At 70.2% G+C, this 23203-nt stretch carries 22 protein-coding genes; 16 read left to right on the top strand and 6 right to left on the bottom strand.

The annotated features are described in order from the left end of the window. Positions 1–204 precede the first annotated feature (204 nt). Positions 205–1245, top strand: coding sequence for a C40 family peptidase (locus tag J8M50_RS13110; RefSeq protein WP_010357222.1), 1041 nt, complete (start codon positions 205–207; stop codon positions 1243–1245). Between the two features lie 200 nt (positions 1246–1445). Continuing rightward, positions 1446–2465, top strand: coding sequence for a C40 family peptidase (locus J8M50_RS13115; protein ID WP_010357221.1), 1020 nt, complete (start codon positions 1446–1448; stop codon positions 2463–2465). Positions 2466–2693: 228 nt separating this feature from the next. Here the strand turns inward: J8M50_RS13115 and J8M50_RS13120 are convergent, their stop codons facing one another. Continuing rightward, the gene (locus J8M50_RS13120; protein WP_029183378.1) at positions 2694–3461 is read right to left on the bottom strand and encodes an IS5/IS1182 family transposase; all 768 of its coding nucleotides are present in this window, start codon (positions 3459–3461) and stop codon (positions 2694–2696) included. A gap of 51 nt (positions 3462–3512) precedes the next feature. On the opposite strand from J8M50_RS13120, the gene J8M50_RS13125 reads away from it, so the two are divergent. Then, complete coding sequence (locus J8M50_RS13125) at positions 3513–4631, top strand: hypothetical protein (protein ID WP_029183377.1); 1119 nt, start codon at positions 3513–3515, stop codon at positions 4629–4631. A gap of 21 nt (positions 4632–4652) precedes the next feature. Here J8M50_RS13125 and J8M50_RS13130 read toward each other — a convergent pair whose 3' ends face one another. Further along, complete coding sequence (locus J8M50_RS13130; RefSeq protein ID WP_010350465.1) at positions 4653–5180, bottom strand: PadR family transcriptional regulator; 528 nt, start codon at positions 5178–5180, stop codon at positions 4653–4655. A gap of 86 nt (positions 5181–5266) precedes the next feature. On the opposite strand from J8M50_RS13130, the gene J8M50_RS13135 reads away from it, so the two are divergent. After that, positions 5267–6547: an MATE family efflux transporter gene (locus J8M50_RS13135; RefSeq protein WP_010350464.1), complete on the top strand. Its 1281-nt coding sequence runs from the start codon at positions 5267–5269 to the stop codon at positions 6545–6547. On the opposite strand, the gene J8M50_RS13140 is transcribed toward J8M50_RS13135, so the two are convergent. Beyond that, positions 6453–7670 carry a glycosyltransferase 87 family protein gene (locus tag J8M50_RS13140; RefSeq protein ID WP_029183376.1) on the bottom strand — a complete coding sequence of 406 codons (1218 nt, stop codon included), beginning with the start codon at positions 7668–7670 and terminating at the stop codon, positions 6453–6455. The genes J8M50_RS13135 and J8M50_RS13140 overlap by 95 nt on opposite strands. Before the next feature lie 409 nt (positions 7671–8079). Here J8M50_RS13140 and J8M50_RS13145 point away from each other — a divergent pair, with 409 nt between their 5' ends. Next, positions 8080–9222, top strand: coding sequence for a glycosyltransferase family 4 protein (locus J8M50_RS13145; protein ID WP_010350462.1), 1143 nt, complete (start codon positions 8080–8082; stop codon positions 9220–9222). Positions 9223–9378: 156 nt separating this feature from the next. Continuing rightward, positions 9379–11010, top strand: coding sequence for a GMC oxidoreductase (locus J8M50_RS13150; protein ID WP_456340219.1), 1632 nt, complete (start codon positions 9379–9381; stop codon positions 11008–11010). Between the two features lie 19 nt (positions 11011–11029). Here the strand turns inward: J8M50_RS13150 and J8M50_RS13155 are convergent, their stop codons facing one another. Beyond that, a complete protein-coding gene (locus J8M50_RS13155) occupies positions 11030–12826 on the bottom strand; it encodes an AMP-dependent synthetase/ligase (protein WP_010350458.1) in 1797 nt (598 codons plus the stop codon). Between the two features lie 278 nt (positions 12827–13104). Between J8M50_RS13155 and J8M50_RS13160 the strand changes: the two genes are divergently transcribed. From J8M50_RS13160 to J8M50_RS13185, 6 genes are all read left to right on the top strand, one after another. Continuing rightward, positions 13105–13860, top strand: a complete 756-nt coding sequence (locus J8M50_RS13160) for a metallophosphoesterase family protein (protein ID WP_010350457.1) — start codon at positions 13105–13107, stop codon at positions 13858–13860. Positions 13861–13945: 85 nt separating this feature from the next. After that, on the top strand, positions 13946–14401 hold the full coding sequence (locus J8M50_RS13165; RefSeq protein ID WP_010350456.1) for an SRPBCC family protein: 456 nt from the start codon (positions 13946–13948) through the stop codon (positions 14399–14401). A 29-nt stretch (positions 14402–14430) separates the two neighbouring features. After that, entirely contained in the window at positions 14431–15573 is a 1143-nt protein-coding gene (locus J8M50_RS13170; RefSeq protein WP_029183375.1) for an ArsA family ATPase, read from the top strand. Positions 15574–15626: 53 nt separating this feature from the next. Beyond that, positions 15627–16091: a DUF5304 domain-containing protein gene (locus J8M50_RS13175; RefSeq protein WP_010350454.1), complete on the top strand. Its 465-nt coding sequence runs from the start codon at positions 15627–15629 to the stop codon at positions 16089–16091. Positions 16092–16146: 55 nt separating this feature from the next. Next, positions 16147–17100: an ROK family glucokinase gene (locus J8M50_RS13180; RefSeq protein WP_010350453.1), complete on the top strand. Its 954-nt coding sequence runs from the start codon at positions 16147–16149 to the stop codon at positions 17098–17100. 91 nt (positions 17101–17191) lie between these two features. Beyond that, entirely contained in the window at positions 17192–17908 is a 717-nt protein-coding gene (locus J8M50_RS13185; RefSeq protein WP_010350452.1) for an endonuclease/exonuclease/phosphatase family protein, read from the top strand. On the opposite strand, the gene J8M50_RS13190 is transcribed toward J8M50_RS13185, so the two are convergent. Together J8M50_RS13190 and J8M50_RS13195 are read right to left on the bottom strand one after the other, a co-directional pair. After that, positions 17905–18498, bottom strand: coding sequence for a hypothetical protein (locus J8M50_RS13190; RefSeq protein ID WP_010350451.1), 594 nt, complete (start codon positions 18496–18498; stop codon positions 17905–17907). The two genes, J8M50_RS13185 and J8M50_RS13190, sit on opposite strands and share 4 nt — an antisense overlap. Further along, positions 18491–19276 (bottom strand): alpha/beta hydrolase, encoded by a 786-nt coding sequence (locus tag J8M50_RS13195; RefSeq protein WP_010350450.1) that lies wholly within the window; start codon positions 19274–19276, stop codon positions 18491–18493. The genes J8M50_RS13190 and J8M50_RS13195 overlap by 8 nt, the downstream gene beginning before the upstream one ends. A gap of 158 nt (positions 19277–19434) precedes the next feature. Here J8M50_RS13195 and J8M50_RS13200 point away from each other — a divergent pair, with 158 nt between their 5' ends. The 4 genes from J8M50_RS13200 to J8M50_RS13215 are packed head-to-tail and all read left to right on the top strand — an operon-like array spanning position 19435 to position 23165. Further along, positions 19435–20178, top strand: coding sequence for a lysophospholipid acyltransferase family protein (locus J8M50_RS13200; RefSeq protein WP_040835268.1), 744 nt, complete (start codon positions 19435–19437; stop codon positions 20176–20178). Positions 20179–20217: 39 nt separating this feature from the next. Continuing rightward, positions 20218–21417, top strand: a complete 1200-nt coding sequence (gene macS, locus J8M50_RS13205) for a MacS family sensor histidine kinase (protein WP_010350448.1) — start codon at positions 20218–20220, stop codon at positions 21415–21417. Next, a complete protein-coding gene (locus tag J8M50_RS13210) occupies positions 21414–22082 on the top strand; it encodes a response regulator (protein ID WP_010350447.1) in 669 nt (222 codons plus the stop codon). Before macS ends, J8M50_RS13210 begins: the two co-directional genes overlap by 4 nt. A 54-nt stretch (positions 22083–22136) precedes the next feature. Next, on the top strand, positions 22137–23165 hold the full coding sequence (locus J8M50_RS13215) for a 6-phosphofructokinase (protein ID WP_010350446.1): 1029 nt from the start codon (positions 22137–22139) through the stop codon (positions 23163–23165). The last annotated feature ends 38 nt before the right edge of the window (positions 23166–23203 follow it).

A 23203-nucleotide genomic window follows, 5' to 3' on the forward strand; every position in this document is an offset into this window, starting at 1 on the left:
CTCTACAGAGGGTCAACTTGGCATCACCGCCTGTTGGTTGATTGCAAATTATGCGTTGCGCGACCGCTTTTTTACGCCACAGGATTTGAACTGATCACAGTCGGGTCACTAGGGTCTCGGTTCGAACCTCCGCACGAGCGATCGGTCAACTGGGCGATCGATCGGCTGTACGGGGTGATCGGTCAAGAGAAGGAGCCTGTCTCCGTGGCGTCCCACCGTCGACCCAAGCCGCCGTCGCGCACGCGCGTGACCCTGCTGACCACCGCGGCTGCCGCGGCCGTCGCGCTCAGCGCCAACTCCGCGAACGCGGCGCCGAGCGAGAAGCCGACGAAGGACGAGGTCAAGTCGAAGGTCGACAAGCTCTACGAAGAGGCTGAGCAGGCCACCGAGTCCATGAACGGCGCCGAGGAGAAGGCGGGGAAGCTCCAGAAGGAGATCGCCACCATCCAGGACAACGTCGCCCGGGGCCAGGACGAGCTGAACAAGCTCCGCGACTCCATAGGCCTGGCGGCTGCCGCCCAGTACCGCACGGGGAACATCGACTCCTCCGTCCAGCTCTTCCTCTCCTCCGACCCGGACAGCTTCCTGGACCGCGCCTCCACCCAGGACCAGCTCAGCGCCCAGCAGGTCGAGGCGCTGAAGAAGATCCAGGAGAAGCAGCGCCAGCTCGCCCAGCAGCGCGCCGAGGCCTCCGGCAAGCTCGCCGACCTCTCCAGCACCCGCGCCGAGCTCTCCAAGAAGAAGCGCGAGGTGCAGGGCAAGCTCGCCGACGCGCAGAAGCTCCTCAACTCCCTCACCGCCGCCGAGAAGGCCGCGATGAACGAGCAGGAGAACCGCGCCAGCCGTGACGCCGGCGAGCGCGTGGACCTCGGCAACGTCGGCTCCGCGTCCGGCCGGGCCGGCGCCGCGTTCGCCGCCGCGCAGAGCCAGCTGAACAAGCCGTACAGCTACGGTACGGCCGGTATGGCCACGTTCGACTGCTCCGGGCTCACCTCGTGGGCCTACGGGCAGGCCGGCGTCTCCATTCCGCGTACCTCGGAGTCCCAGGCCAACATCGGGACCCGCATCTACAACACCGGTGACCTGCGCGTCGGCGACCTGGTCTTCTTCTTCAACGACCTCCACCACGTCGGGCTCTACGCGGGCGGCGGGCAGATCATCCACGCGCCGCGCACCGGGACCGTCGTGCGCTACGAGTCGATGAGCACCATCGGCGGGCCGTTCATGTTCGGCGTGCGCGTCTGAGGCTGCGACACGCTCCGTCGCACAGCCCCCCGAACGAGTGGATTCCCGTAGTCCTCGCTGACCGTCCGTCCCGGCCATGACCTGCGTCTGGGCCGGGACGTCACCGTCCGTGTCCGTTCCGGGTCTTTGGCCACCCCCTTCCCGCAGGGCTACTGTCTGCCGCGTTTCCTCGTCCGTCAGCGGAAGGAGTGCGGCTTCCCGTGGGGTCCCATCGCAGCGTTGCACCGGCGTCCGGGTTCAACAGGGGGGCGGGGGCGGCGCTGTGCGCGCTGTCCGCCGCTGCGGCTGCCCTGGGGGTGGTTCCCGTCGCCCACGCGGCGCCCTCCGGGGGTACTCGGGCCGAGGTCGACCGGCTCTACACCGAGGCCGAGCAGGCCACCGAGGCGTACAACAAAGCCGATGAGCGGGCCGATCGGCTGCGGCACGAAGTGAGCGGGGCGCAGGACGCCATCGCTCGGCAGCAGGAGCGGATCAACTCCATGCGGGAGCGGCTCGGGGCGCTTGCCGGGGCCCAGTACCGGGCCGGGGGGCTCGATCCCTCCATCGCGCTTCTCTTCTCCGACGATCCCGACGAATACCTCGACAAGGCTGCCACGCTCGATCGGCTCACCGTTCATCAGGCCGGGGAGCTTCGTGAACTTCAGTCCGCCATGCGGGAGTTGGCTCAGGAGCGGGCCGAGGCTGCCGGGAAGCTCGGGGAGCTGGAGAAGAATCGGCGGGCCGTCGCGTCCCATAAGCGGACGGTCGAGCGGAAGTTGGCTCGGGCTCGGGAGCTGTTGAACTCGCTCTCGCCGTCGGAACGTGCGGGGTATGAGCGGGTGTCGCGGTCCGGGCGTGAGGAGATGCCGTTCCTCGGTGGGGGGCAGGCGTCTTCCGCTCGGGCTGCTGCGGCTGTGGCTGCGGCTCGCTCCGCGTTGGGGCGGCCCTATGTGTGGGGGGCCAGTGGGCCTTCCGGGTTCGACTGTTCCGGGCTCATGCAGTGGTCTTACGGGCAGGCGGGGGTTTCGTTGCCGCGTACGTCTCAGGCGCAGGCACATGCGGGGAGGAGGGTGCCGTTGTCGCAGGCTCAGCCGGGGGACATCGTTACGTATCGGTCCGATGCGAGTCATGTGGGGATGTATGTGGGGAACGGGCAGGTGATCCATGCGCCGTATCCGGGGGCGCCGGTTCGGTATGACCCGGTGGGGATGATGCCGGTTTCTTCGGTTACGCGGCCGTAGGGGGTGCCACTTTCTGTCGGACGGCGGGTGCGGGTTGTGTGTGGCTTGTCGCGCCCGCGCGGCGGTAGCCGCACATCGATACAGCCCCGCGCCCCTGAAAGACATGGGTGCAGATTCGCCGTCTTGTCTTCCCCCGTACGATCGTCCTAATGGCTGGTGCTAAGGACTGTCCCGTAAATGATCTTCGAGCTGTCTCGGGCGTGGTTGGCCGTCGTGCGGGCCGCTCGTCTATCCGGCGAGGGCGAGGTTGTGTATCCGGGCGATGCCGAGCATGGCGTGGTGGACGCCATCGCCTTTGAGGCGGCAGTCGCGGAGGATCTTCCAGGTCTTCATGCGGGCGAAGACGTGCTCGACGCGGGCGCGGACCTGCTTGTGGGACTTGTTGTGTGCTTCCTTCCAGTCCGGAAGGTCTTCGCCCTTGCGCCGGCGGTGGGGCATGACGAGCCCGGTCCCGGGATAGCCGCCGTCGGCGATCGTCATGGTCTTGCCGACAGCGGCTTTGGCGCCGGATTCCTCCCACGCCTTGCAGTCGTTGCGGTTTCCGGCGAGAGGCCGGCCCACCACGACGACCAGGCGGGTGTCGGCGTCGATGACGACCTGATGGTTGGTCGAGTACCGGTAGTTCTTGGACTGCTCCGCGACCGTGTGGTCCCGGGTGGGGACCAGGGTGCCGTCCACGATGAGCACGGTGTCCTTGGCGAACCGCTTGCGGGGCTGGAGCGCGAGCATCGGCCCGAGGTGGTCGATGATGCGGTCGGCTGCCGACTTGGACACCCCGAAGAGCGGGGCGAGCTGGCGCATCGTCAAGTTCGTGCGCCAGTACGCCGCGACCAGCAGAGCCCGGTCCTCCAGCGGGAGGCTCCACGGCCGGCCCTTGCGGACCGCATCCGCACCTTCGCGCCGCAGTACGGTCACCAGCTTGCCGAACAGGCGGGGGCTCAGCCCGGTGAACGGGGCTATCCAGGACGGCTCCGACGCCGTGATCACACCAGACACATCAAGATCATCTCACCCGTGACCAGCAGTTACGGGACAGCCCTTAGGCGGGTGCTGTGGTCGGGGGCTGTCGCCCTGTGTCTGCTTGCCGTGGGGTGTAGTGGGGGTGATGGGGGGTCTACCCGGGCCGAGGTGCAGGCCGCTCTTGATCGGCGGGCCTCTGTTGTGTTGGGGCGGGAGGGGAACACCTATGACGTTCCGTTTTCGCAGTGGTCCTATCGGCTGGGGGCCGTTGATGCTGCCGGGGATCGGGCCACGGCTGATGTGCAGCTCAGTTATCGGGTTCGGGGGTATGACTCCGTGCCTGTTACCGCCTCGCGGGTGGTGACGTTGGGGCGGGATGAAGGTGGGGTGTGGTCGGTGGTGTCTGAGGGGCCCGGAGAGGGGGCCGGGGAGCAGCTGTGGGATCAGGGGCGGGTCAGCGTCGTGCGGGGGGCTCACAGTCTTGTGATGGGCGTGGGGGAGTCCGACGATCGGCTGCGGAGTTTCGCCGATCTCGCCGATCAGGCCGTGCCCGCAGTGTCCGACGCCTGGGGGACCACTTGGGCGCAGAAGGTCGTCGTCGTGGTGCCTGCCTCGCTGGAGGGGATGGCCGAGCTGCTGGGCGCGTCCGTCGATTCGTACCGGGGGATCGCGGCCGTCACCACCGGCGAGACCGGGGGGCGTGCGCCCGCTGACCGGGTCGTCGTCAATCCGGAGGCGTACGGGATGCTCGGCGAGGTCGGCCGGCAGGTCGTGCTCACGCACGAGACCACCCACGTCGCGACCCGCGCCCACACCAACGCGGCGACCCCCCTGTGGCTGTCCGAGGGCTACGCGGACTGGGTCGGCTACCGGGGCACCGACCGCACGCCGGACCAGGCCGCCCCCGAGCTGCGGAGCGCCGTCGACGAGGGTCACGTCCCCGCCGCGCTGCCCGCCGACTCGGACTTCGGGTTCGGCGGGGACGCCACCCGTCTGGCGCAGGCGTACGAGGGTGGCTGGCTGGCGTGCCGGATGATCGCCGGGCGGTGGGGCGAGGAGAAGCTGGACGCGTTCTACAAGGCGGTCGGGGCACACGGGAAGCGGGCCGGGGCGGTGGAGGGGGCGTTGGGGAGCGTGCTGGGGGTGACGCTGGAGGAGTTCACGGAGGACTGGCGGACGTACGTGAAGGAACAACTGGCGAGCTGAGATTCCGTACGCCGCTGAAGCTCACGCCCCTTCCAGCTCCCCCAACGCCTCCCGCAGCCACTCCCTCTCCGCCTCCCCCGTGGCCCGCGCCACCCGCAGCATCCCCGCGCGGAACAGGTCCCCGGTGTCCTCCGCCCGGACGGCCACCTCACCCTCGTAGAAGAAGCTCGTCGGCACCTCCAGGAAGTCCAGGCGCCGACGCAGCACCGCCGCCTGCTCCCCCCGGTCCGGCAGGAACCGCAGGAACGACAGCACCGTGTTGAAGCGGACCCCGTCGGAGATCTCGACGTCCTTGGGGTGCCGGAGGCGTTCCAGGAGGTCCGCCCGGCCCGCGTCGGTCAGCGACAGCACCCGGCGAGGGGCCGCGCTCGCTCCGTCCTCGGTCCGTTGTTCGAGCTTGCCGGCGGCGACGAGCCGGTTGATCGCGGGGTACAGCGCCCCGTCGCTCACGGGGCGGACGTGCCCGCTCAGTGCCCGGATGCGCTCCTTCAACTCGTACCCGTGCAAGGGGCGTTCGGCGAGGAAGCCGAGGATCGACAGCTCCAGCATGGCACTCCCTTGTGGACGGCGACCGTCCCATGCTACCTCTAATCGAGCTACCTCGAATCGAGGTAATCGACCTAGGGGGACCCCGTATGACCACCGACCTCGTCACCCTCGCCCGCCCCATCTACCTCTCCCTCCTCGCCTCCGTCCTCACCGGCCTCCTCAACACCCTCTGGGTCACCTCCCTCGGCCCCGAGGCCGTGGCCGCCGTGGCGGTCGCGACGAGCACCGAGAACGTCCTCCTCGGCATCGCCCTCGCCTTCTCGTCCGGTACGACCGTGCTGCTGGCGCAGGCGAGAGGGGCCCGGGACCCGGTCGCCGCCGGGGCGGCCGTACGGGGTGGATGGGTGCTGTTCGCGCTGGTCACCCCCGTTGTCGCGGGCGGCGGATATCTGCTCAGGGAGCCTCTCGCCCGCCTCCTGCTCGGCGGCGACGCGCCTCTCGCGGCCGGCTACTTCGCGATCTCCCTCCCGGGGCTGGCCGTCTTCTACGCGCAGAACCTCGTCGACGGCATCCTCAAGGGCACCGGCGACACCAGGACCCCGATGCGGCTGGCGCTGGTCGCGAACGGGCTGATCCTGGTGGCGGACCCGGTGCTGATCAGGGCGTACGGGGTGGAGGGCGCCGCCGCGTCGACCGTGCTGTGCCGGAGCGTGGCGCTCGGGGCGGGGCTCCTCCTGCTGCGCCGGAAAGCTCCTTCGGGGACGCGCGCCGCACCCCGCCGCGTCCTCGCCGTGGGGCTCCCCATGGCCCTCGACTTCACCGTCCGGCAGACCGGCGGCCTCGTCCTCGTCGCCGTCGTCGCGCGGATCGGGGTGACGGCGGTCGCGGCGTACGGGATCGCGTACAAGGTGCTGTACTTCGCGACGATGGCGTTCTACGCCGTACGGCAGGCCGCGGCGATCCACACGGCGTACACCGGCGAGGCGAGGGCGACCGGGCGGGCGGCGGTGAAGGTCGCGGGCGTTGTGGGGGTCGTGGCCGCCGGGGTGTTCGCGGTCGGTGCGCCCTGGATCATGGCCGCGTTCGGCGCGGGGGAGGAGGTCACGGCGGACGGCGTTCTGTTCCTGCGCTGCGTCGGGCCGTACCTCGTGCTGATGGCCGGGGTCATCGCGCTGGGCGGGGTGTTCGAGGCGGGTGGGGGCGGGACCGTGGGGGCGACCGTCGTCGGGACGGCCGTTCAACTGCCCCTGGCGTACGGGCTGTCGGGGTTCGGGCTGCCCGGCGTCTGCGCCGCGCTCGCCGTGTCGATGGCCGTGCAGGGGGTGCTGCTGGTCAGGAGGGGACCTTCGCTCGGGTCGGCTGCGCCGGGAGCGGCAGCGGCTTCGGGCGGGCCGATGTCGAGCGCCACAGGCGGGCGCAGGCCGTGAGCGCGGCGGTGACCAGGAGGCCGTTGCGGACGAGGAGCAGGGCCACGCCGAGAGGGGTGCTGTCCACGACGTCGTCGAAGCGGATCGGGAACTCGATCACCGTCACGCCGGCCGCGACCAGGACCAGCACCGCCGGGAGGCCCATCCGGCTGCCCCGGAAACACAGGCACACCGCCGCCGTGCCGATCAGCCACACCAGGTACTGCGGGCTGATCACCCGGCTGGACAGCGTGAAGAGGAGTACGGCGGTGAAGGCCGCGTCCGCCGGGGTGTGGAGCGAGTAGCGGCGGGCCATGAGCCGCCACATCAGGAGCCAGCCGAACGCCACGGACGTCAGGAACAGGGCCGCCGTGCTCACGGCCTTCACGCCGGGGCCGGTGAACTCCAGGGAGCCGTAGACGAAGTGGACCTCGCCGGGCCAGCCGAAGTGCCGGGCCACGTGGAAGACCAGCGCGCCCAGGGACTCGACCTCCGTGCCCCGGTCGCGCTGGGAGGTGACGAAGGTGAAGGCGCCGGGGACGAAGGCGCTCGCGGCGAGGAGGAGGGCGGTGGTCAGGGTCGCCGCGAGCCATGTCCTGCGGCGGGCGACCCCGGCCAGCAGCAGGGCCGGCCAGACCTTCAGGAGTGCGCCGAGGCTGATCAGGGCGCCCATCACGCGGGGGCGCCGGGCGCCCGCGACGAGGGCGGCGACCGCGACCGCGGTCACCAGGATGTCGTACCGCGCGTAGGCCGTGGGGCCGAGGAGGGGGACGCCCGCGACCCACACCCACACGCCTCGCCGGGTGCGGCCGGGGCGGTGCGCGGCGGTCAGGAGCAGCGTCAGGACGGCCAGGTCGGCGACGAAGGCCAGCAGGAAGAACGCGGACGCATAGTCGAGGAACGGGAGCAGGGCCGGGGCCAGGAGCGGGAGGGCGGCGGCGGGCGGATACTGCCAGGTCACGTCGTGCAGGGGGAACGCGCCGGTGCGCAGGATCTCGTACCAGCTCCGGTAGATCACCGAGACGTCCGTCGTCACGTCGGGGCCCGGGAAGGGGAGGATCCGGTACACGGACAGGAGCAGGAACAGCCGGGTGACACCCCAGGTGACGAGCAGCCCGGTCAATGGCCGTCGCGCGTCCGGCATATTTCGCCCCTGTTCGTCCCTGGTCGATATGTCGGGCACATCCTGCACCGGGGGGCTGGGGGAGAGCCATGAAGCGGGGCCGGGCACATGGTGGGTTGCCGGGGGTGGGCCGGTCGCGTGTCGGCGGGGGTTGTCGTCGAGTGCCGAGGCGGTCGCCTGGTCCGGCGTCGGTGCGTGGCTGGTGGCGGGCGTGGGGGGCAGGGTCTGCGGCCGGGCGTGGAATCGGGCGCCGGGGCCGAGCCGGTCGTCTGCCGCCGGGGCTTGTGGCCGGTTGGGCGCCGCCGGGAGACCGGGCCGGTCGCCGATCGGCTGTGGTCGGGCGCCGAGCCTGTCGCCGGTGGCTCGTCGTCGAGTGCCTGGCCGGGCGCCTGGTCCGGCCTCGGCACATGGTCGGTTACAGTCGGCCGCGATGCACAAGACCCTCATCGTGACCAACGACTTCCCGCCCCGCCCCGGTGGCATCCAGGCGTTCCTCCACAACATGGCGCTGCGCCTCGACCCCGCCGACCTCGTCGTCTACGCGTCCACGTGGAAGCGGACCCGCGAGGGCATCGAGGCGACCGCCGCCTTCGACGCCGAGCAGCCCTTCACGGTCGTCCGGGACCGTACGACGATGCTGCTGCCGACGCCGGGGGCGACGCGGCGGGCGGTGTCGCTGCTGCGCGAGCACGGGTGTACGTCCGTGTGGTTCGGCGCGGCGGCTCCGCTGGGGCTGATGGCGCCGGCGCTGCGGAGGGCGGGGGCGCGGAGGCTGGTCGCCACGACGCACGGGCACGAGGCGGGGTGGGCGCAACTGCCGGTCGCCCGGGGGCTGTTGCGGCGGATCGGCGATGCGACGGACACGGTCACCTATCTGGGCGAGTACACGCGGTCCCGGATCGCGGGGGTGCTGTCGGCGGAGGCGGCGTCGCGGATGGTCCAACTTCCGCCGGGGGTGGACGAGAAGACGTTCCATCCGGGGTCGGGGGGCATGGAGGTCCGGGCACGGCTGGGGCTGACGGATCGCCCGGTGGTGGTGTGCGTGTCGCGCCTGGTGCCGCGCAAGGGCCAGGACACGCTGATCCGCGCGATGCCGAGGATTCTGAAGGCCGAGCCGGACGCGGTGCTGCTGATCGTGGGGGGCGGCCCGTACGAGGGCGACTTGCGAAAGCTGGCTGCGGAGACGGGAGTTGGGGACTCGGTGAGGTTCACGGGGTCGGTCCCGTGGGAGGAGCTGCCCGCGCACTACGGCGCCGGGGACGTCTTCGCGATGCCGTGTCGAACGAGGCGGGGCGGCTTGGACGTTGAGGGCTTGGGGATCGTGTACCTGGAGGCATCGGCGACCGGATTGCCGGTGGTGGCGGGGGACTCGGGGGGAGCACCGGACGCGGTGCTGGACGGGGAGACGGGCTGGGTCGTACGCGGCGAGTCGGTGGAGGAGACGGCCGAGCGGATCGTAGTGCTGCTGGGGGATGGGGAGTTGAGGAAGAGGATGGGTGAGCGCGGAAGGAAGTGGGTGGAGGAGAAGTGGCGTTGGGATCTGCTGGCGGACTCTCTAAAGGCGCTGCTGTAGCCCCCTCAGGGGCGCGGGGCTGTTTCTGATATGCGGCTACCGCCGCGTGGGCGCGACAAGCCACGTACTACCGGCAGTCGCCAACCGCGAACATTTGGCAGACGATTACGCGCCACCCCCCTAGCCGGAACCCCCCATTCCCCCCATGCTCCGCATATGACAGCACATCTGACGCAACGTCAGCTCAGTAGACGCCAGATCCTAGGCATGGCCGCCCTCCAGACGGCCGCCACCCTCGGCCTCACCCGCATCTCCCTCCAGTCCGCCCACGCCGAAGAACCCGAGGCCACCGACAACTCCCCGGCGATAGTGGTCGGTTCAGGCTACGGCGGTGCAGTTGCAGCACTGCGCCTCGCACAAGCCGGCATCCGCACCCTCGTCCTCGAAATGGGCCGAGCCTGGAACACGGCCGGCCCAGACGGCAAGGTCTTCTGCAACACGGCGAATCCGGACAAGCGCTCGATGTGGTTCAAGACCCGCACCGAGGCCCCCCTCGCCAGCTTCCTGTGGCTGGATGTCGTGAACAAGGACATCCCCCTGTACCCCGGCGTCCTGGACCGCGTGAAGTTCGCGAACATGTCGGTGTACGTCGGCAGAGGCGTCGGCGGCGGCTCCCTCGTGAACGGCTCGATGGCGGTCACCCCCAACCAGGCGTACTTCACCGAGCAGTTCCCCACGGTCGACGCGACGGAGATGTACGCCACGTACTTCCCCCGGGCCCGCCAGATGCTGGGCGTGAACGCGATCGACCCCACCTGGTTCGAGTCGACGGAGTGGTACAAGTTCAGCCGCACATCGAGAAAAGCGGCGGCGAACACGGGCCTCAGAACGACGTTCGTGCCCAGCGTCTACGACTTCACGTACATGCAGAAGGAAGCCGCGGGCACGGCGACGAAGTCGGCGCTGGGCCAGGAGGTCATCTACGGCAACAACTACGGGAAACGAAGCCTCGACAAGACGTACCTCGCCTCGGCGCTCGGCACGGGCAACGTCACCATCCACACCCAGGAGAAGGTCACCGCCATCAGCCGCGCCACGGACGGGAGTTGGGTCCTCAGCGCGGAAAGAATCAACGAGGCCGGGACGGTCGTAGAGACGAAGCAGTACAGCTGCACCTACCTGTTCCTCGGCGGCGGCAGCCTCGGTACCACCGAACTCCTCGTCAGGGCACGGCAGTCGGGCACCCTCCCCGCCCTGGACGCGGCTGTCGGCGCCGGCTGGGGCACCAACGGCAACGTCATGCTGGGCCGCGCCAACCACCTGTGGGACACGACCGGCGCCAACCAGTCCACGATGCCGGTGATGGGCATCGACGACTGGGCCAACACGGACAACCCGGTGTTCGCCGAAATGGCCCCGCTGCCCACGGGGTTGGAGAACTGGGTGAGCCTCTACCTGGCGATCACGAAGAACCCGGAACGCGCGACGCTGACGTACGACAACGGCACGCTCGGCCTGAGTTGGAGCGCCGCGCAGAGCGCCGTATCCGTGGCGATGGCGAAGAAGCTGTTCGACCGGATCAACGCGGCGAACGCGACGATCTACCGCTACGACCTGTTCGGCACGCCCAGCAAGGTCTTCGCGGACGACTTCTGCTACCACCCCCTGGGCGGCTGCGTGTTGGGGAGGGCGACGGACAACTACGGCCGGGTGAAGGGGTATCCACGGCTGTACGTCACCGACGGCTCGCTCGTGCCCGGCAACATCGGCGTGAACCCGTTCGTCACGATCACCGCGCTGGCGGAGCGAACGATGGCGCGGGTCCTCGTGGAGGACACCGCGCCATGAACTGCCCTGCCGGGCCTGGCTACTTCGTGTACAGGGCCTCGATCTCGGCCGCGTAGTCCTTCGCCACCACGTTCCGCTTGAGCTTCAGCGAGGGCGTGAGGTGACCCGAGTCCTCCGTGAACTGGGAGGAGAGAATGCGGAACTTCCGCACCGATTCCGCTTTCGACACCGCGGCGTTGCCGTCGTCGACCGCCGTCTGGATCACCGCGAGGAGATCCGGGTCGTCACGCAGCGACGCCGCGGTGGCATCCGCCGGCTTGCCGTGCTCACTGGCCCAGCGGCCCAGGAACTCGTCGTCGATGGTGACCAGCGCGGCCACGAACGGCCGGCCGTCCCCGACGACCATGCACTCGGCGACCAGCGCGTGCGCCCGGATGCGGTCCTCGATCACCGCCGGGGCGACGTTCTTGCCGCCCGCCGTGACGATGATCTCCTTCTTGCGGCCGGTGATGGAGAGGTAGCCGTCCTCGTCGAGGGTGCCGATGTCCCCGGTGTGGAACCAGTTGTCGGCCAGCGCCTCGGCGGTCGCCGCCGGGTTGTTCCAGTACTCCTTGAACAGGTGCTCGCCGTGCAGCAGCACCTCCCCGTCGTCCGCGATCCGTACGACCGAGCCGGGCAGCGGCTGGCCGACCGTACCGATCTTCTGCCGGTCCCACGGGTTGAACGCGGTCGCCGCGCAGGACTCGGTGAGGCCGTACCCCTCCAGGACCGTGAAGCCGATGCCCCGGAAGAAGTGGCCGAGCCGCTCGCCGAGCGGGGCGCCGCCGGAGATCGCGTACTCGCCCCGGCCGCCCAGGACCGCGCGCAGCTTGCTGTAGACGAGCTTGTCGAACACCTTGTGCTTGATCTTCAGCCCGAGCGGCGGACCCGACGGCAGGTCCAGCGCCTTGCTGTAGGCGATCGCCGTGTCGGCGGCCTTGTCGAAGATCGCGCCCTTGCCGTCGGCCTGCGCCTTCGCGCGCGCCGAGTTGTAGACCTTCTCGAAGACGCGCGGCACGCCCAGGATCAGCGTCGGCCTGAACGAGGCCAGCTCGTCCGTGAGGTTCTTGATGTCCGGGAGGTTGCCCAGCTTGATCGGCGCCATCATCGGCGCGATCTGCACGAGCCGCCCGAAGACGTGCGCCAGCGGCAGGAACAGCAGCACGCTGCACTCGCCGGTGCGGAACAGGGGGCGCAGCCGCTCGACGACGTTCCCGCACTCCGCGAAGAAACTGCGGTGCGTGAGGACACAGCCCTTGGGTCTGCCGGTGGTCCCCGAGGTGTAGACGATCGTCGCCGGGTCGTCGGCCTTCGCCTGCGCGCTGCGCTCGTCGACCGTCGCGTCCGTCACGTCCCGGCCGAGCCGGCCCAGCTCCTCGACGCCGCCGCCCTCGATCTGCCAGACGTGCTTCAGCTCCGGCAGCGAGGCGCGCACCGACTCGACGGCCGCCGTGTGCGTGTCCAGCTCGACGACGCAGGCCGTCGCGCCCGAGTCGGAGAGGATCCAGCCGATCTGCTCCGGCGAGCTGGTCTCGTACACCGGGACGGTGACCGCGCCCGCGCTCCAGATCGCGAAGTCCAGCAGCGTCCACTCGTACCGGGTGCGCGACATCAGGGCCACCCGGTCGCCCGGCTCGACCCCGGCCGCGATCAGGCCCTTCGCCGCGGCGTGCACCTCGGCCAGGAACTCCGTGGCCGTCACGTCCTGCCATGCGGCGCCCACCTTGCGGGCGATCACGGCCACATCCGGGTGCTGCGCGGCGTTTCTGCGGACGATGTCGGTCAGATTCCCGTCCGCAGGGACCTCGTACAAAGCCGGAAGGCTGAACTCGCGCAAGACTGCTGCTCCTCATAGGGCGCCGGCGCCACGACGTTGTGCGATGCGACGGAACGGTCCAAGGCTCGGTGGACTGCCCGGACGTTACCGGTCGGTATGGCGACTTCGACAGGGGGTCCGGCTGAGATGTTCGCTGCGTCACACATCTTCGGTACTGCTCTGCGTACGGTAGTCCACAGACTTGCCGACCGGCCAGTAACAGCGGTTGCGGACGTCACTGTTCACTCGCCGCCTCCCCCCGCCTACCCTTGATCGTCATGGCAACCACACGTATCCACGTGGTGAGTGACGTCCACGGCAACGCGCACGACCTCGCGCGCGCCGGGGAGGGCGCCGACGCGCTCGTCTGTCTGGGCGACCTGATCCTCTTCCTCGACTACGCGGACCACTCGCGCGGCATCTTCCCCGACCTGTTCGGCGCGCAGAACGCGGGCCGGCTCGTCGCCCTCCGTACCGCCCGCCGCTTCGACGAGGCGCGTGACCTGGGCCGACAGCTCTGGTCCACCGTCGACGGCGACCGCGCGACCGTCATCGAGAACGCCGTGCGCAGGCAGTACGCCGACCTCTTCGCCGCGTTCCCGTCGCCGACGTACGCCACTTACGGCAACGTCGACATGCCCGCGCTCTGGAAGGAGTACGCCGGTCCCGGCACCACCGTCCTCGACGGCGAGGTCGCCGAGATCGGGGGGCGTACGTTCGGGTTCGTCGGCGGGGGGCTCCGGACGCCCATGAACACGCCCTTCGAGATCTCCGACGAGGAGTACGCCGCGAAGATCGAGGCACTCGGCTCCGTCGACGTCCTGTGCACGCACATTCCTCCGGAGGTGCCGGAGCTCGTGTACGACACCGTCGCGCGTCGGTTCGAGCGGGGGAGCCGTGCGCTGCTCGACGCGATCCGGCGTACCCGGCCCCGGTACTCCCTCTTCGGACACGTCCACCAGCCCCTCGCCCGGCGCATGCGGGTCGGCGCCACCGAGTGCGTCAACGTCGGCCACTTCGCCGGGTCCGGGAAGCCCTGGGTCCTGGAGTGGTGAGGGGCGTGAAGTCGGCAGGTCATGGGCGCGGTAGCCTTCACGCGCAGTGACTTCTTACCGGCCCGCATCTGGAGGAATCCCGGCGATGGCGGAACACACCAGTTCGAGCATCACGATCTCGGCGGCACCGGGCGAGGTCATGGCGGTCATCGCCGACTTCGCGCGGTACCCGGACTGGACCGGTGAGGTGAAAGAGGCGGAGGTCCTGAAGGCCGACGAGGCCGGCCGGGCGCAGGAAGTCCGCCTGGTCATGGACGCGGGCGCGATCAAGGACGACCAGACCCTCGCGTACACCTGGACCGGCGCGAACGAGGTCTCCTGGACGCTGGTGAAGTCCCAGATGCTGCGCTCTCTGGACGGCTCGTACACGCTCAAGCCCGCGTCCGGGGGCGCGACCGAGGTCACGTACCGCCTCACGGTCGACGTCAAGATCCCGATGCTGGGGATGATCAAGCGCAAGGCGGAGAAGGTCATCATCGACCGGGCGTTGGCGGGGTTGAAGAAGAGGGTGGAGAGCGACCAGCCCACCACCGACCGGTAGTCGCGACTCAACCGTTAGCGTTGATTCTTATGCGCACTCTCTTGGTCACCGGGCCCGGTGGTTCCGGCCGTACGACTCTCGCTGCGGCCACCGCCCTGGAAGCCTCCCTCGCCGGTACCCGGACCCTTGTCCTCAGTGCCGATCGTGGGGACAGCCTGGGAGCTGCGCTCGGAGTGGTCACCGGGGACAAGCCCCTTGCCGTCAGTGAGTTCCTCACCGCCTGGCGACCCGACGCCTCCCTCGGTTTTCGGGACGACCTTCTTCGGTTCCAGGAGAAGGCCACCGGCGCTCTTGATCTGCTCGGTGCCTCGCGGCTTGAGGGCGAGGAGATGACCCCCCTTCCCGGTGCCGAGGAACTCAACCTCCTCCGTGCGCTGCGGGACGCCGCCTTGTCCGAGCGGTTCGAACTGGTCGTCGTCGACCTGCCCGCCATCCCTCAGGCACTCTCCCTCCTGGCCCTCCCCGAGGAACTGCGGAGGTACATCCGGCGGCTCCTTCCCGCCGAGCGGCAAGCAGCCCGTGCCCTGCGCCCGGTGCTGGGCCGGCTGGCCGGTGTGCCGATGCCGGCGGAGTGGCTGTACGAGGCGGCCGGAAAATGGGCCGGCGAACTGGCCGCAGTGGAAGCCGTACTGGCAGACCCCGGCACCGCCGTACGGATCGTCGCCGAACCCGGCCCCACCGGAGCGGACGCGGTACGGGACGCCCGACTCGGATTCGCACTGAGGCGGCTCCCCGTCGAAGCCCTGGTCGCCAACCGGGTACTCCCGGACGAGACAGGCTGGCTCGCGGCCCCGGTAGCCCAGCAGCGCAAGGTCCTCGACGAGTGGAACGCCGACCCGGTCCCCCACCTCGGCAGAGACCCGCGCGGCCTCGACGACCTCCACGACCTCGCCGTACCCCCCGTCACCCTCCCCGCGCACCCCGTCGAGTGGCCGGTCACCGAGCAGGACGGCGTCTTCGTATGGACCCTCCCGCTCCCCGGCGCCGTACGCGGCGAGCTGGACCTGATCCGCAAGGGGGACGAACTCGTCGTCACCGTCGGCCAGTTCCGGCGTATCGTCCCGCTGCCCTCGGCGTTGAGGCGCTGCACCGTGGAGGGCGCCTCGCTCAGGGACGGCGAGTTGCGGACGCGCTTCGTGCCGGATCCGCAGTTGTGGCCGAAGGACCGGTGAAGGAGCGCGGCGCGTTCGGGTACCGTCGTAAGGACGAGCCGTAGGGAGACGCCATGAGCAGCGACGACAGTCAGGGACGTGAGGCGGTCGAAGAGACGCCGAGGGCGACGGACTCGGACGCCTGGGCCACCGCCTGCGAAGAGGACCTGGCCGCGGAGAAGGCCCGCCGCCGGGCCCAGTACGGACCGCCCCCCGGCTCGGCCGGCGAGGAACTCCGCAAGCTCTTCGACGCGGTCTCCGACCGGCTCGGCACCCTCAACTCCCCCCTCCTCGGCGCGGTCGCGGGCCCGGCGGCGCAGCAGGTCGTCCGCCAGGTCGTCCAGCAGGCCAAGGCCGTCGTCGAACCGGTCGTCGAACGCAACCCGGACGTCTTCGACCACCTCAGCGCGGCCGGCAACGAACTCCTCGCCGCGTACCGCTCGGCGGTCCAGCGCCAGGAGAACCGCTGGACGAAGACCGACACCACGGACGACAAGGACGACGGCACGGGCCCCGGCCAGCGCATCGACGTTGACTGAGGGTCCCCTCCGGTACGGTGGCCCATAGCGGGGCTCGACCGAAACTGAGGGATTCATGGGACTCACCATCGGCGTCGACATCGGCGGCACGAAGATCGCGGCCGGCGTGGTCGACGAGGAAGGCGCCATCCTGTCGACCCACAAGGTGCCGACCCCGGGCACGCCCGAGGGCATCGTGGACGCCATCGCCTCCGCCGTCGAGGGAGCGCGCGCCGGGCACGAGATCGTGGGCGTCGGCATCGGTGCCGCCGGTTACGTCAACCGCCAGCGCTCGACCGTGTACTTCGCGCCGAACATCGACTGGCGCAACGAGCCGCTGAAGGAGAAGGTCGAGCAGCGCACCGGCCTTCCGGTCGTCGTCGAGAACGACGCGAACGCCGCGGCCTGGGGCGAGTACCGGTTCGGCGCGGGCAAGGGCCACCGCAACGTCATCTGCATCACCCTCGGCACCGGCCTCGGCGGCGGCATCATCATCGGCAACAAGCTCCGCCGCGGGCACTTCGGCGTGGCCGCCGAGTTCGGCCACATCCGCATGGTCCCGGACGGGCTGCTGTGCGGCTGCGGCTCGCAGGGCTGCTGGGAGCAGTACGCCTCCGGCCGCGCCCTCGTCCGCTACGCCAAGCAGCGCGCCAACGCGGCCCCCGAGAACGCGGAGATCCTCCTCGGCCTCGGCGACGGCAGCCCCGACGGCATCGAGGGCAAGCACATCTCGATGGCGGCGAGGCAGGGCGACCCGGTCGCCGTCGACTCGTACCGCGAGCTGGCGCGCTGGGTGGGCGCGGGCCTGGCCGACCTGGCGTCCCTCTTCGACCCGTCGGCGTTCATCATCGGCGGCGGCCTGTCGGACGAGGGGGAGCTGGTCCTCGACCCGATCCGCAAGTCGTACAAGAGGTGGCTGGTGGGCGGCAATTGGCGCCCGGTGGCGGACGTACTGGCGGCGAGCCTGGGCAACGAGGCGGGCTTGGTGGGAGCAGCGGACCTGGCAAGGGAACCGGACCCGATCATGTAGGGGTCGCTCTTGATCGGGCGCGACCAGCCACACACAACTGGCTGTCGCGCCCAACCCCAACCCCTTTTTGGCGGGGCGTAAATTGACGCCCATGCCCCTGCCCCCCACCATCCGCGTACTCACCTACAACATCCGCTCCATGAGGGACGACCCCCAAGCCCTCGCCCGCATCATCAAGGCAGCCACCCCCGACCTGGTCCTCCTCCAGGAAGCCCCCCGCTTCTTCCGCTGGCGCAAGAAACTGGCCCGCCTCGCAAGGGCCGCAGACCTCGTCATCCTCACCGGCGGTGGCACCGCAGCCGGCCCGGCGATCCTCTGCTCCCTCCGCACGACGGTAGAGCGAACCGAGGATGTCCTCCTCCCCCTCACCACAGGCAACCACAGACGCGGCTTCGCGACAGCGGTCGTAAGGATCGGCAACGCCCGCCTGGGAGTCCTCAGCACCCACCTCTCCCTGGACGAGGAGGAGCGCTACGACCAGACGGCCACCCTCCTCGACCGCCTGGCCGGCATGGGCGTGGACCATGCGATCGCAGGCGGCGACATCAACGAACCCCCCACGGGCCGAGCGTTCGAACGCCTCGCGGAAACCCTCCAGGACACCTGGCTGACGGCCCCGTGGGGAACGGAACACACCTTCCCGGCAACCGCCCCGAACACCAGGATCGACGCCATCTTCACGACGAAGGGCATCGAAGTCCTCACGGCGGGCGTCCCGAAGGACTACCCCGGCATCACGGAGAACGACCTGAGGGCGGCCACGGACCACCTTCCGGTCCTGGCCACCCTCAGAATCCCCGCGAATTAGACGACCGCACCCCGCCCGGGATCGTCGTCCCCTTCCTCATCCGTCCGCATCCGCATGACCAGCGTCGCGAACCCCCCGAGGAACCCGCCGATCCCGACCGTCGCGAGCCACCACGTCATGTCCCACCCGAGGAGCACGGCGAGCAGCAGCAGCACCGGCCCCCCGATGACCCCGAGCCACGCGAACTTCGACGTCGCGTCGGCCTCGGGCAGCGGCGGCGGCTCGGGGGGCACGAAGTGCCCCTCGTCGTCCTCGCCGAGGTCGTCGTCACTGGGCTCGGCCAGCGAGTGGTCGCGCGGCCCGATCCCGGGCGCGAACGTCACGGAACCGCCGAGCGGCTTGTCGGCCGGCGGTTCGGCGGACGGCTCGGGCGCCGTCGGCTTCTCCTCGGGAACCGGCGAGTCGTCGTTGGTCCGCGCCTCCAGCAGTGCCAGGTCCTCCACCGACTTGAACGGCTTCGCGCCCGGCGGATCCTTGGGCTCGTCCCCGTACCCGGCGACGATGGCGGCCCACGCGGCCTCCTCGTCGAACGGGACGTGCTGGTCCTCCGGCTCCGCGTTGTCCTCGCGGTCGGAGTCGTGCTCAGCCACCTGCCGTCGTCCCTTCCTCAGCGACACCCCTGTCGGCTGCGAGCCGGTCGATGAACGCGATGCTCTCCTCGACGACACGGTCCGCATCGTGGTCCAACGTCGCGACGTGGTAGCTCTGTTCCAACACGACCTCGCGTACGTCCAACGACGAGATCCGGCTCAGGATCCGCGCGGAGTCCGCCGGGGGGACCACATGGTCCTGAGCCGAGCGCAGCAGCAGCACCGGCTGCGTCACCCGAGGCAGCTCGCCGTCCAGCTTGCGCAGCGCGCCGCGCAGGGAGTGCGCGCAGTGCAGCGGCACCCGGTCGTACCCGACCTCCTCGGCGCCGGGCTTCGCGATGTCGCTGGCGATCCCCGGCGTCGTCCGCACGAGGTGCCGGGCCACCGGAAGGGCGTACGCGGCGAGGCCGTGCACCTTGTTCGCCGGGTTGACGACGACGACCCCGGCGATGTCCGCGCCGTGCTTCGCGGCGAGGCGCAGCGCGAGGGCGCCGCCCATGGAGAGGCCGGCGACGAACACCGTCGTACAGCGCTCGCGCAGGGCGCGCAGTTCGCGGTCCACCTCGGCGTACCAGTCCGGCCAGCCGGTCAGCGCCATGTCCTCCCAGCGCGTGCCGTGCCCGGGCAGCAGCGGCAGCGAGACCGTGAGGCCGTGGTCCGCGAGGCGCTCGGCCCAGGGGCGCAGCGACTGCGGGGAACCGGTGAAGCCGTGGCAGAGCAGGACGCCGACCTCTCCGCCCTCGTGGCGGAACGGCTCTGCTCCAGGAAGGACCGGCACTTCGGTCTCCTGTTCTTTAAAGGACGCGTGGGCGGGACGTGTGGTTCACCGTACGCGACCGCACTGACACCGACCAGGGCCGTCGGCCTGTTCCGCACCGAGCCGGGTTAAGGTCTGTTCGACACAAAACAGGAGGCACTCGGTTGTTGTACGGCGCGATGAAGGTCGCTATCGGGGGACCGCTGAAGGTCACCTTCAGGCCCTGGGTGGAGGGCCTGGAGAACATCCCCGCCGAGGGGCCGGCGATCCTGGCGAGCAACCACCTCTCGTTCTCGGACTCGTTCTTCCTGCCGGCGGTCCTCGACCGCAAGGTGACGTTCATCGCGAAGGCGGAGTACTTCACCACCCCGGGCGTGAAGGGCCGGCTCACCGCCGCGTTCTTCAAGGGCGTCGGCCAGCTCCCGGTGGACCGCTCGGGCGCGCGCGGCGCCGGTGAGGCCGCGATCAAGAGCGGCGTCGAGGTGCTGGAGCGCGGCGAGCTGTTCGGGATCTACCCCGAGGGCACCCGCTCGCCCGACGGCCGCCTCTACCGCGGCAAGCCCGGCGGCCTCGCCCGCGTCGCCCTCGCGACCGGCGCGCCCGTCATCCCCGTCGCGATGATCGACACGGAGAAGATCCAGCCCCCCGGCCAGGTCATGCCCAAGCTGATGCGCCCCGGCATCCGCATCGGCAAGCCCCTCGACTTCAGCCGCTACGAGGGTCTTGACCACGACCGCTTCATCCTGCGCGCCATGACCGACGAGGTCATGTACGAGATCATGAAGCTCTCCGGCCAGGAGTACGTCGACATCTACGCCACCGCCGCCAAGCGTCAGCTCACCGACGCGGCCAAGGCCGAGAAGGCCGCGCTCGCGCAGGCCAAGCTCGCACAGGCCAAGAAGGAGAAGACCGAAGAGGCTTAAGGTCTCGGTCTAGGGTCTCTGTCTAGGGGGGTGGGGGACATGCCCAAACGGGAACGCGTCATGCGCATGTCGGTCGAGCAGCCGCTGTGGCGCGCGCTCACCGGCTACCGCGTCCTGACCATGCTGTACGCGATCGGCCTGTTCATCAGCGCCTACGACGACTTCGACCGCCCCGAGGTCGCCTTCGTCTACTTCCCGCTGCTGTTCATATGGACGCTCGCGACGATCCCCCGCGTCGCGAGCGCCGCCAACTGCACGAAGCGCTTCCTCGCCGCCGACCTCACCATCGCCGTCGTCGGCATCCTCCTCACCCCCCTCGCCGTCACCGACGAGCGCATCACCTCCGGCGGCCCCACGCTGCCGTCGATATGGACGGCAGGCTCCGTCCTCGCGTTCGCCATCAAGGGCGGCTGGCGCTGGGCCGCCTTCGCCTCCACGCCGGTCGCGGTCGCCAACCTCATCCAGCGCGGGGCGCCCGCCCGGGACACCGTCCACAACGTGATCCTCGTCTGGGTCGCCTCCATCGCCATCGGGTACGTCGTCGAGGTCGCCCGCGCCTCCGAGCGCACCCTCGCCCGCGCCCTGGAGATCGAGGCCACGACCCGCGAACGCGAACGCCTCGCCCGGGACATCCACGACAGCGTCCTCCAGGTCCTGGCCATGGTCCAGCGCAGAGGCGCGGTCATCGGCGGAGAGGCCGCCGAGCTGGGCCGCATGGCCGGCGAACAGGAGGTCGCGCTGCGCACGCTGGTCTCCGGCGGGCTCGTCCCCGTCTCCCGGGTGTCGGAGGACTTCGCCGAGGGAGCCGTCGTACGCCTCGTCGACGAACCCGATCCGGACGGCCCCGTCGATCTACGGCCGTTGCTCGCGCCGTACGCCGCCGCCCGCGTCAGCCTCGCCGAACCCGGCGCCCCCGTCGAACTCTCCCCGGCCGCCGCGCGCGAACTCGCCTCCGCCGTCGGCGCCGCCCTGGACAACGTGCGCCGGCACGCCGGTGACGACGCGCACGCCTGGATCCTCGTCGAGGACGAGCCGGACGAGGTGATCGTCACCGTCCGCGACGACGGGCCCGGCATCCCCGAAGGACGCCTCGCGCAGGCCGAGGGGGAGGGGCGGCTCGGGGTCGCCCAGTCCATCCGCGGCCGGCTGCGCGACCTCGGCGGACGCGCCGAACTGATCTCCACGCCCGGCCAGGGCACCGAGGTGGAACTGACGGTCCCGAAGAAGGGCAGGACATGAGCGGCATCAAGGTGATGGTGGTCGACGACCACCCCATGTGGCGCGACGCGGTCGCCCGCGACCTCGCCGAGAACGGCTTCGACGTCGTCGCCACCGCCGGGGACGGCGACCAGGCCGTACGCCGCGCCAAGGCCGCCGTCCCCGACGTCCTCGTCCTCGACCTCAACCTCCCCGCCAAACCCGGCGTCCAGGTCTGCAAGGAGGTCGTCGCCGACAACCCCGCGCTGCGCGTCCTCGTCCTGTCCGCGAGTGGCGAGCACGCGGACGTCCTGGAGGCCGTGAAGTCCGGCGCGACCGGGTACCTGCTGAAATCGGCGTCCACGGAGGAGCTGCTGGACGCCGTGCGCCGTACGGCCGTCGGGGACCCCGTCTTCACGCCGGGGCTCGCCGGGCTCGTCCTCGGCGAGTACCGCCGGCTCGCCTCCGACCCCGCGCCCTCCTCCGGCGGCGGCGACCAGTCCGACGCGCCCCGGCTCACCGACCGCGAGACCGAGGTGCTGCGCCTCGTCGCCAAGGGCCTCAGCTACAAGCAGATCGCCGAACGCCTCGTCATATCCCACCGCACGGTCCAGAACCACGTACAGAACACCCTCGGCAAGCTCCAGCTCCACAACCGCGTCGAGCTTGTCCGGTACGCGATCGAGCGGGGTCTCGACGACGAGTGAACCGCGCGCGAGACTGACACTTCGTCAGGTCGGTCGGGCGAAGGGACTTGTTCCATGCGCGTCGGAGTACTGACCGGGGGCGGCGACTGCCCCGGCCTCAATGCCGTCATCCGGGCGATCGTCCGCAAGGGCGTCCAGGAGTACGGCCACGAATTCACCGGCTTCCGCGACGGCTGGCGCGGGCCCATGGACGGCCGTGCCGTCCCCCTCGACATCCCCGCCGTACGCGGCATCCTCCCGCGCGGCGGCACGATCCTCGGCTCCTCCCGCACGAACCCCTACCAGGAGGAGGACGGGGTCGGGCGGATCAGGGCGACGCTGGCCGACCAGGAGGTCGACGCGCTCATCGTCATCGGCGGCGAGGACACGCTCGGCGTCGCCGCGAAGCTCTCCGCGGAGGAGGGGATCCCCTGCGTCGGCGTCCCCAAGACCATCGACAACGACCTCTCGGCGACGGACTACACGTTCGGCTTCGACACGGCGGTTGGCATCGCCACGGAGGCCATCGACCGCCTTCACACCACCGCGGAGTCCCACATGCGGGTGTTGGTCGTCGAGGTCATGGGCCGCCACGCGGGCTGGATCGCGTTGCACTCGGGGTTGGCCGGGGGCGCGAACGCGATCCTCATCCCCGAGCAACGCTTCGACGTCGACCAGGTCTGCGGCTGGGTGACGTCCCGCTTCCGCGCCTCGTACGCCCCGATCGTGGTCGTAGCGGAGGGCGCGATGCCGAAGGACGGCGACTTGGTCCTGAAGGACGAGTCCCTGGACTCTTTCGGCCACGTGCGCCTATCCGGGGTAGGCGAATGGCTAGCCAAACAAATCGAAAAACGAACAGGCAACGAGGCCCGCACAACGGTCCTGGGCCACGTCCAACGAGGCGGCACCCCCAGCGCCTTCGACCGCTGGCTGGCAACCCGCTTCGGCCTCCACGCGATAGACGCGGTCCACGAGGGCGACCACGGGGTGATGGTCGCCCTCCGAGGAACGAACATAGTCAGGGTCCCACTGGCGGCGGCAACGGAGAGGCTGAAGACGGTGGACCCGAGCCTGTACAAGGAGGTAGGGGTCTTTTTCGGATGACGGCGGGGGGCGTCGGCTTCTCAACGGCGGCGAGGCGT

It is taken from the genome of Streptomyces acidiscabies (genome assembly GCF_020010905.1).
GTDB classification, from domain to species: domain Bacteria; phylum Actinomycetota; class Actinomycetes; order Streptomycetales; family Streptomycetaceae; genus Streptomyces; species Streptomyces acidiscabies.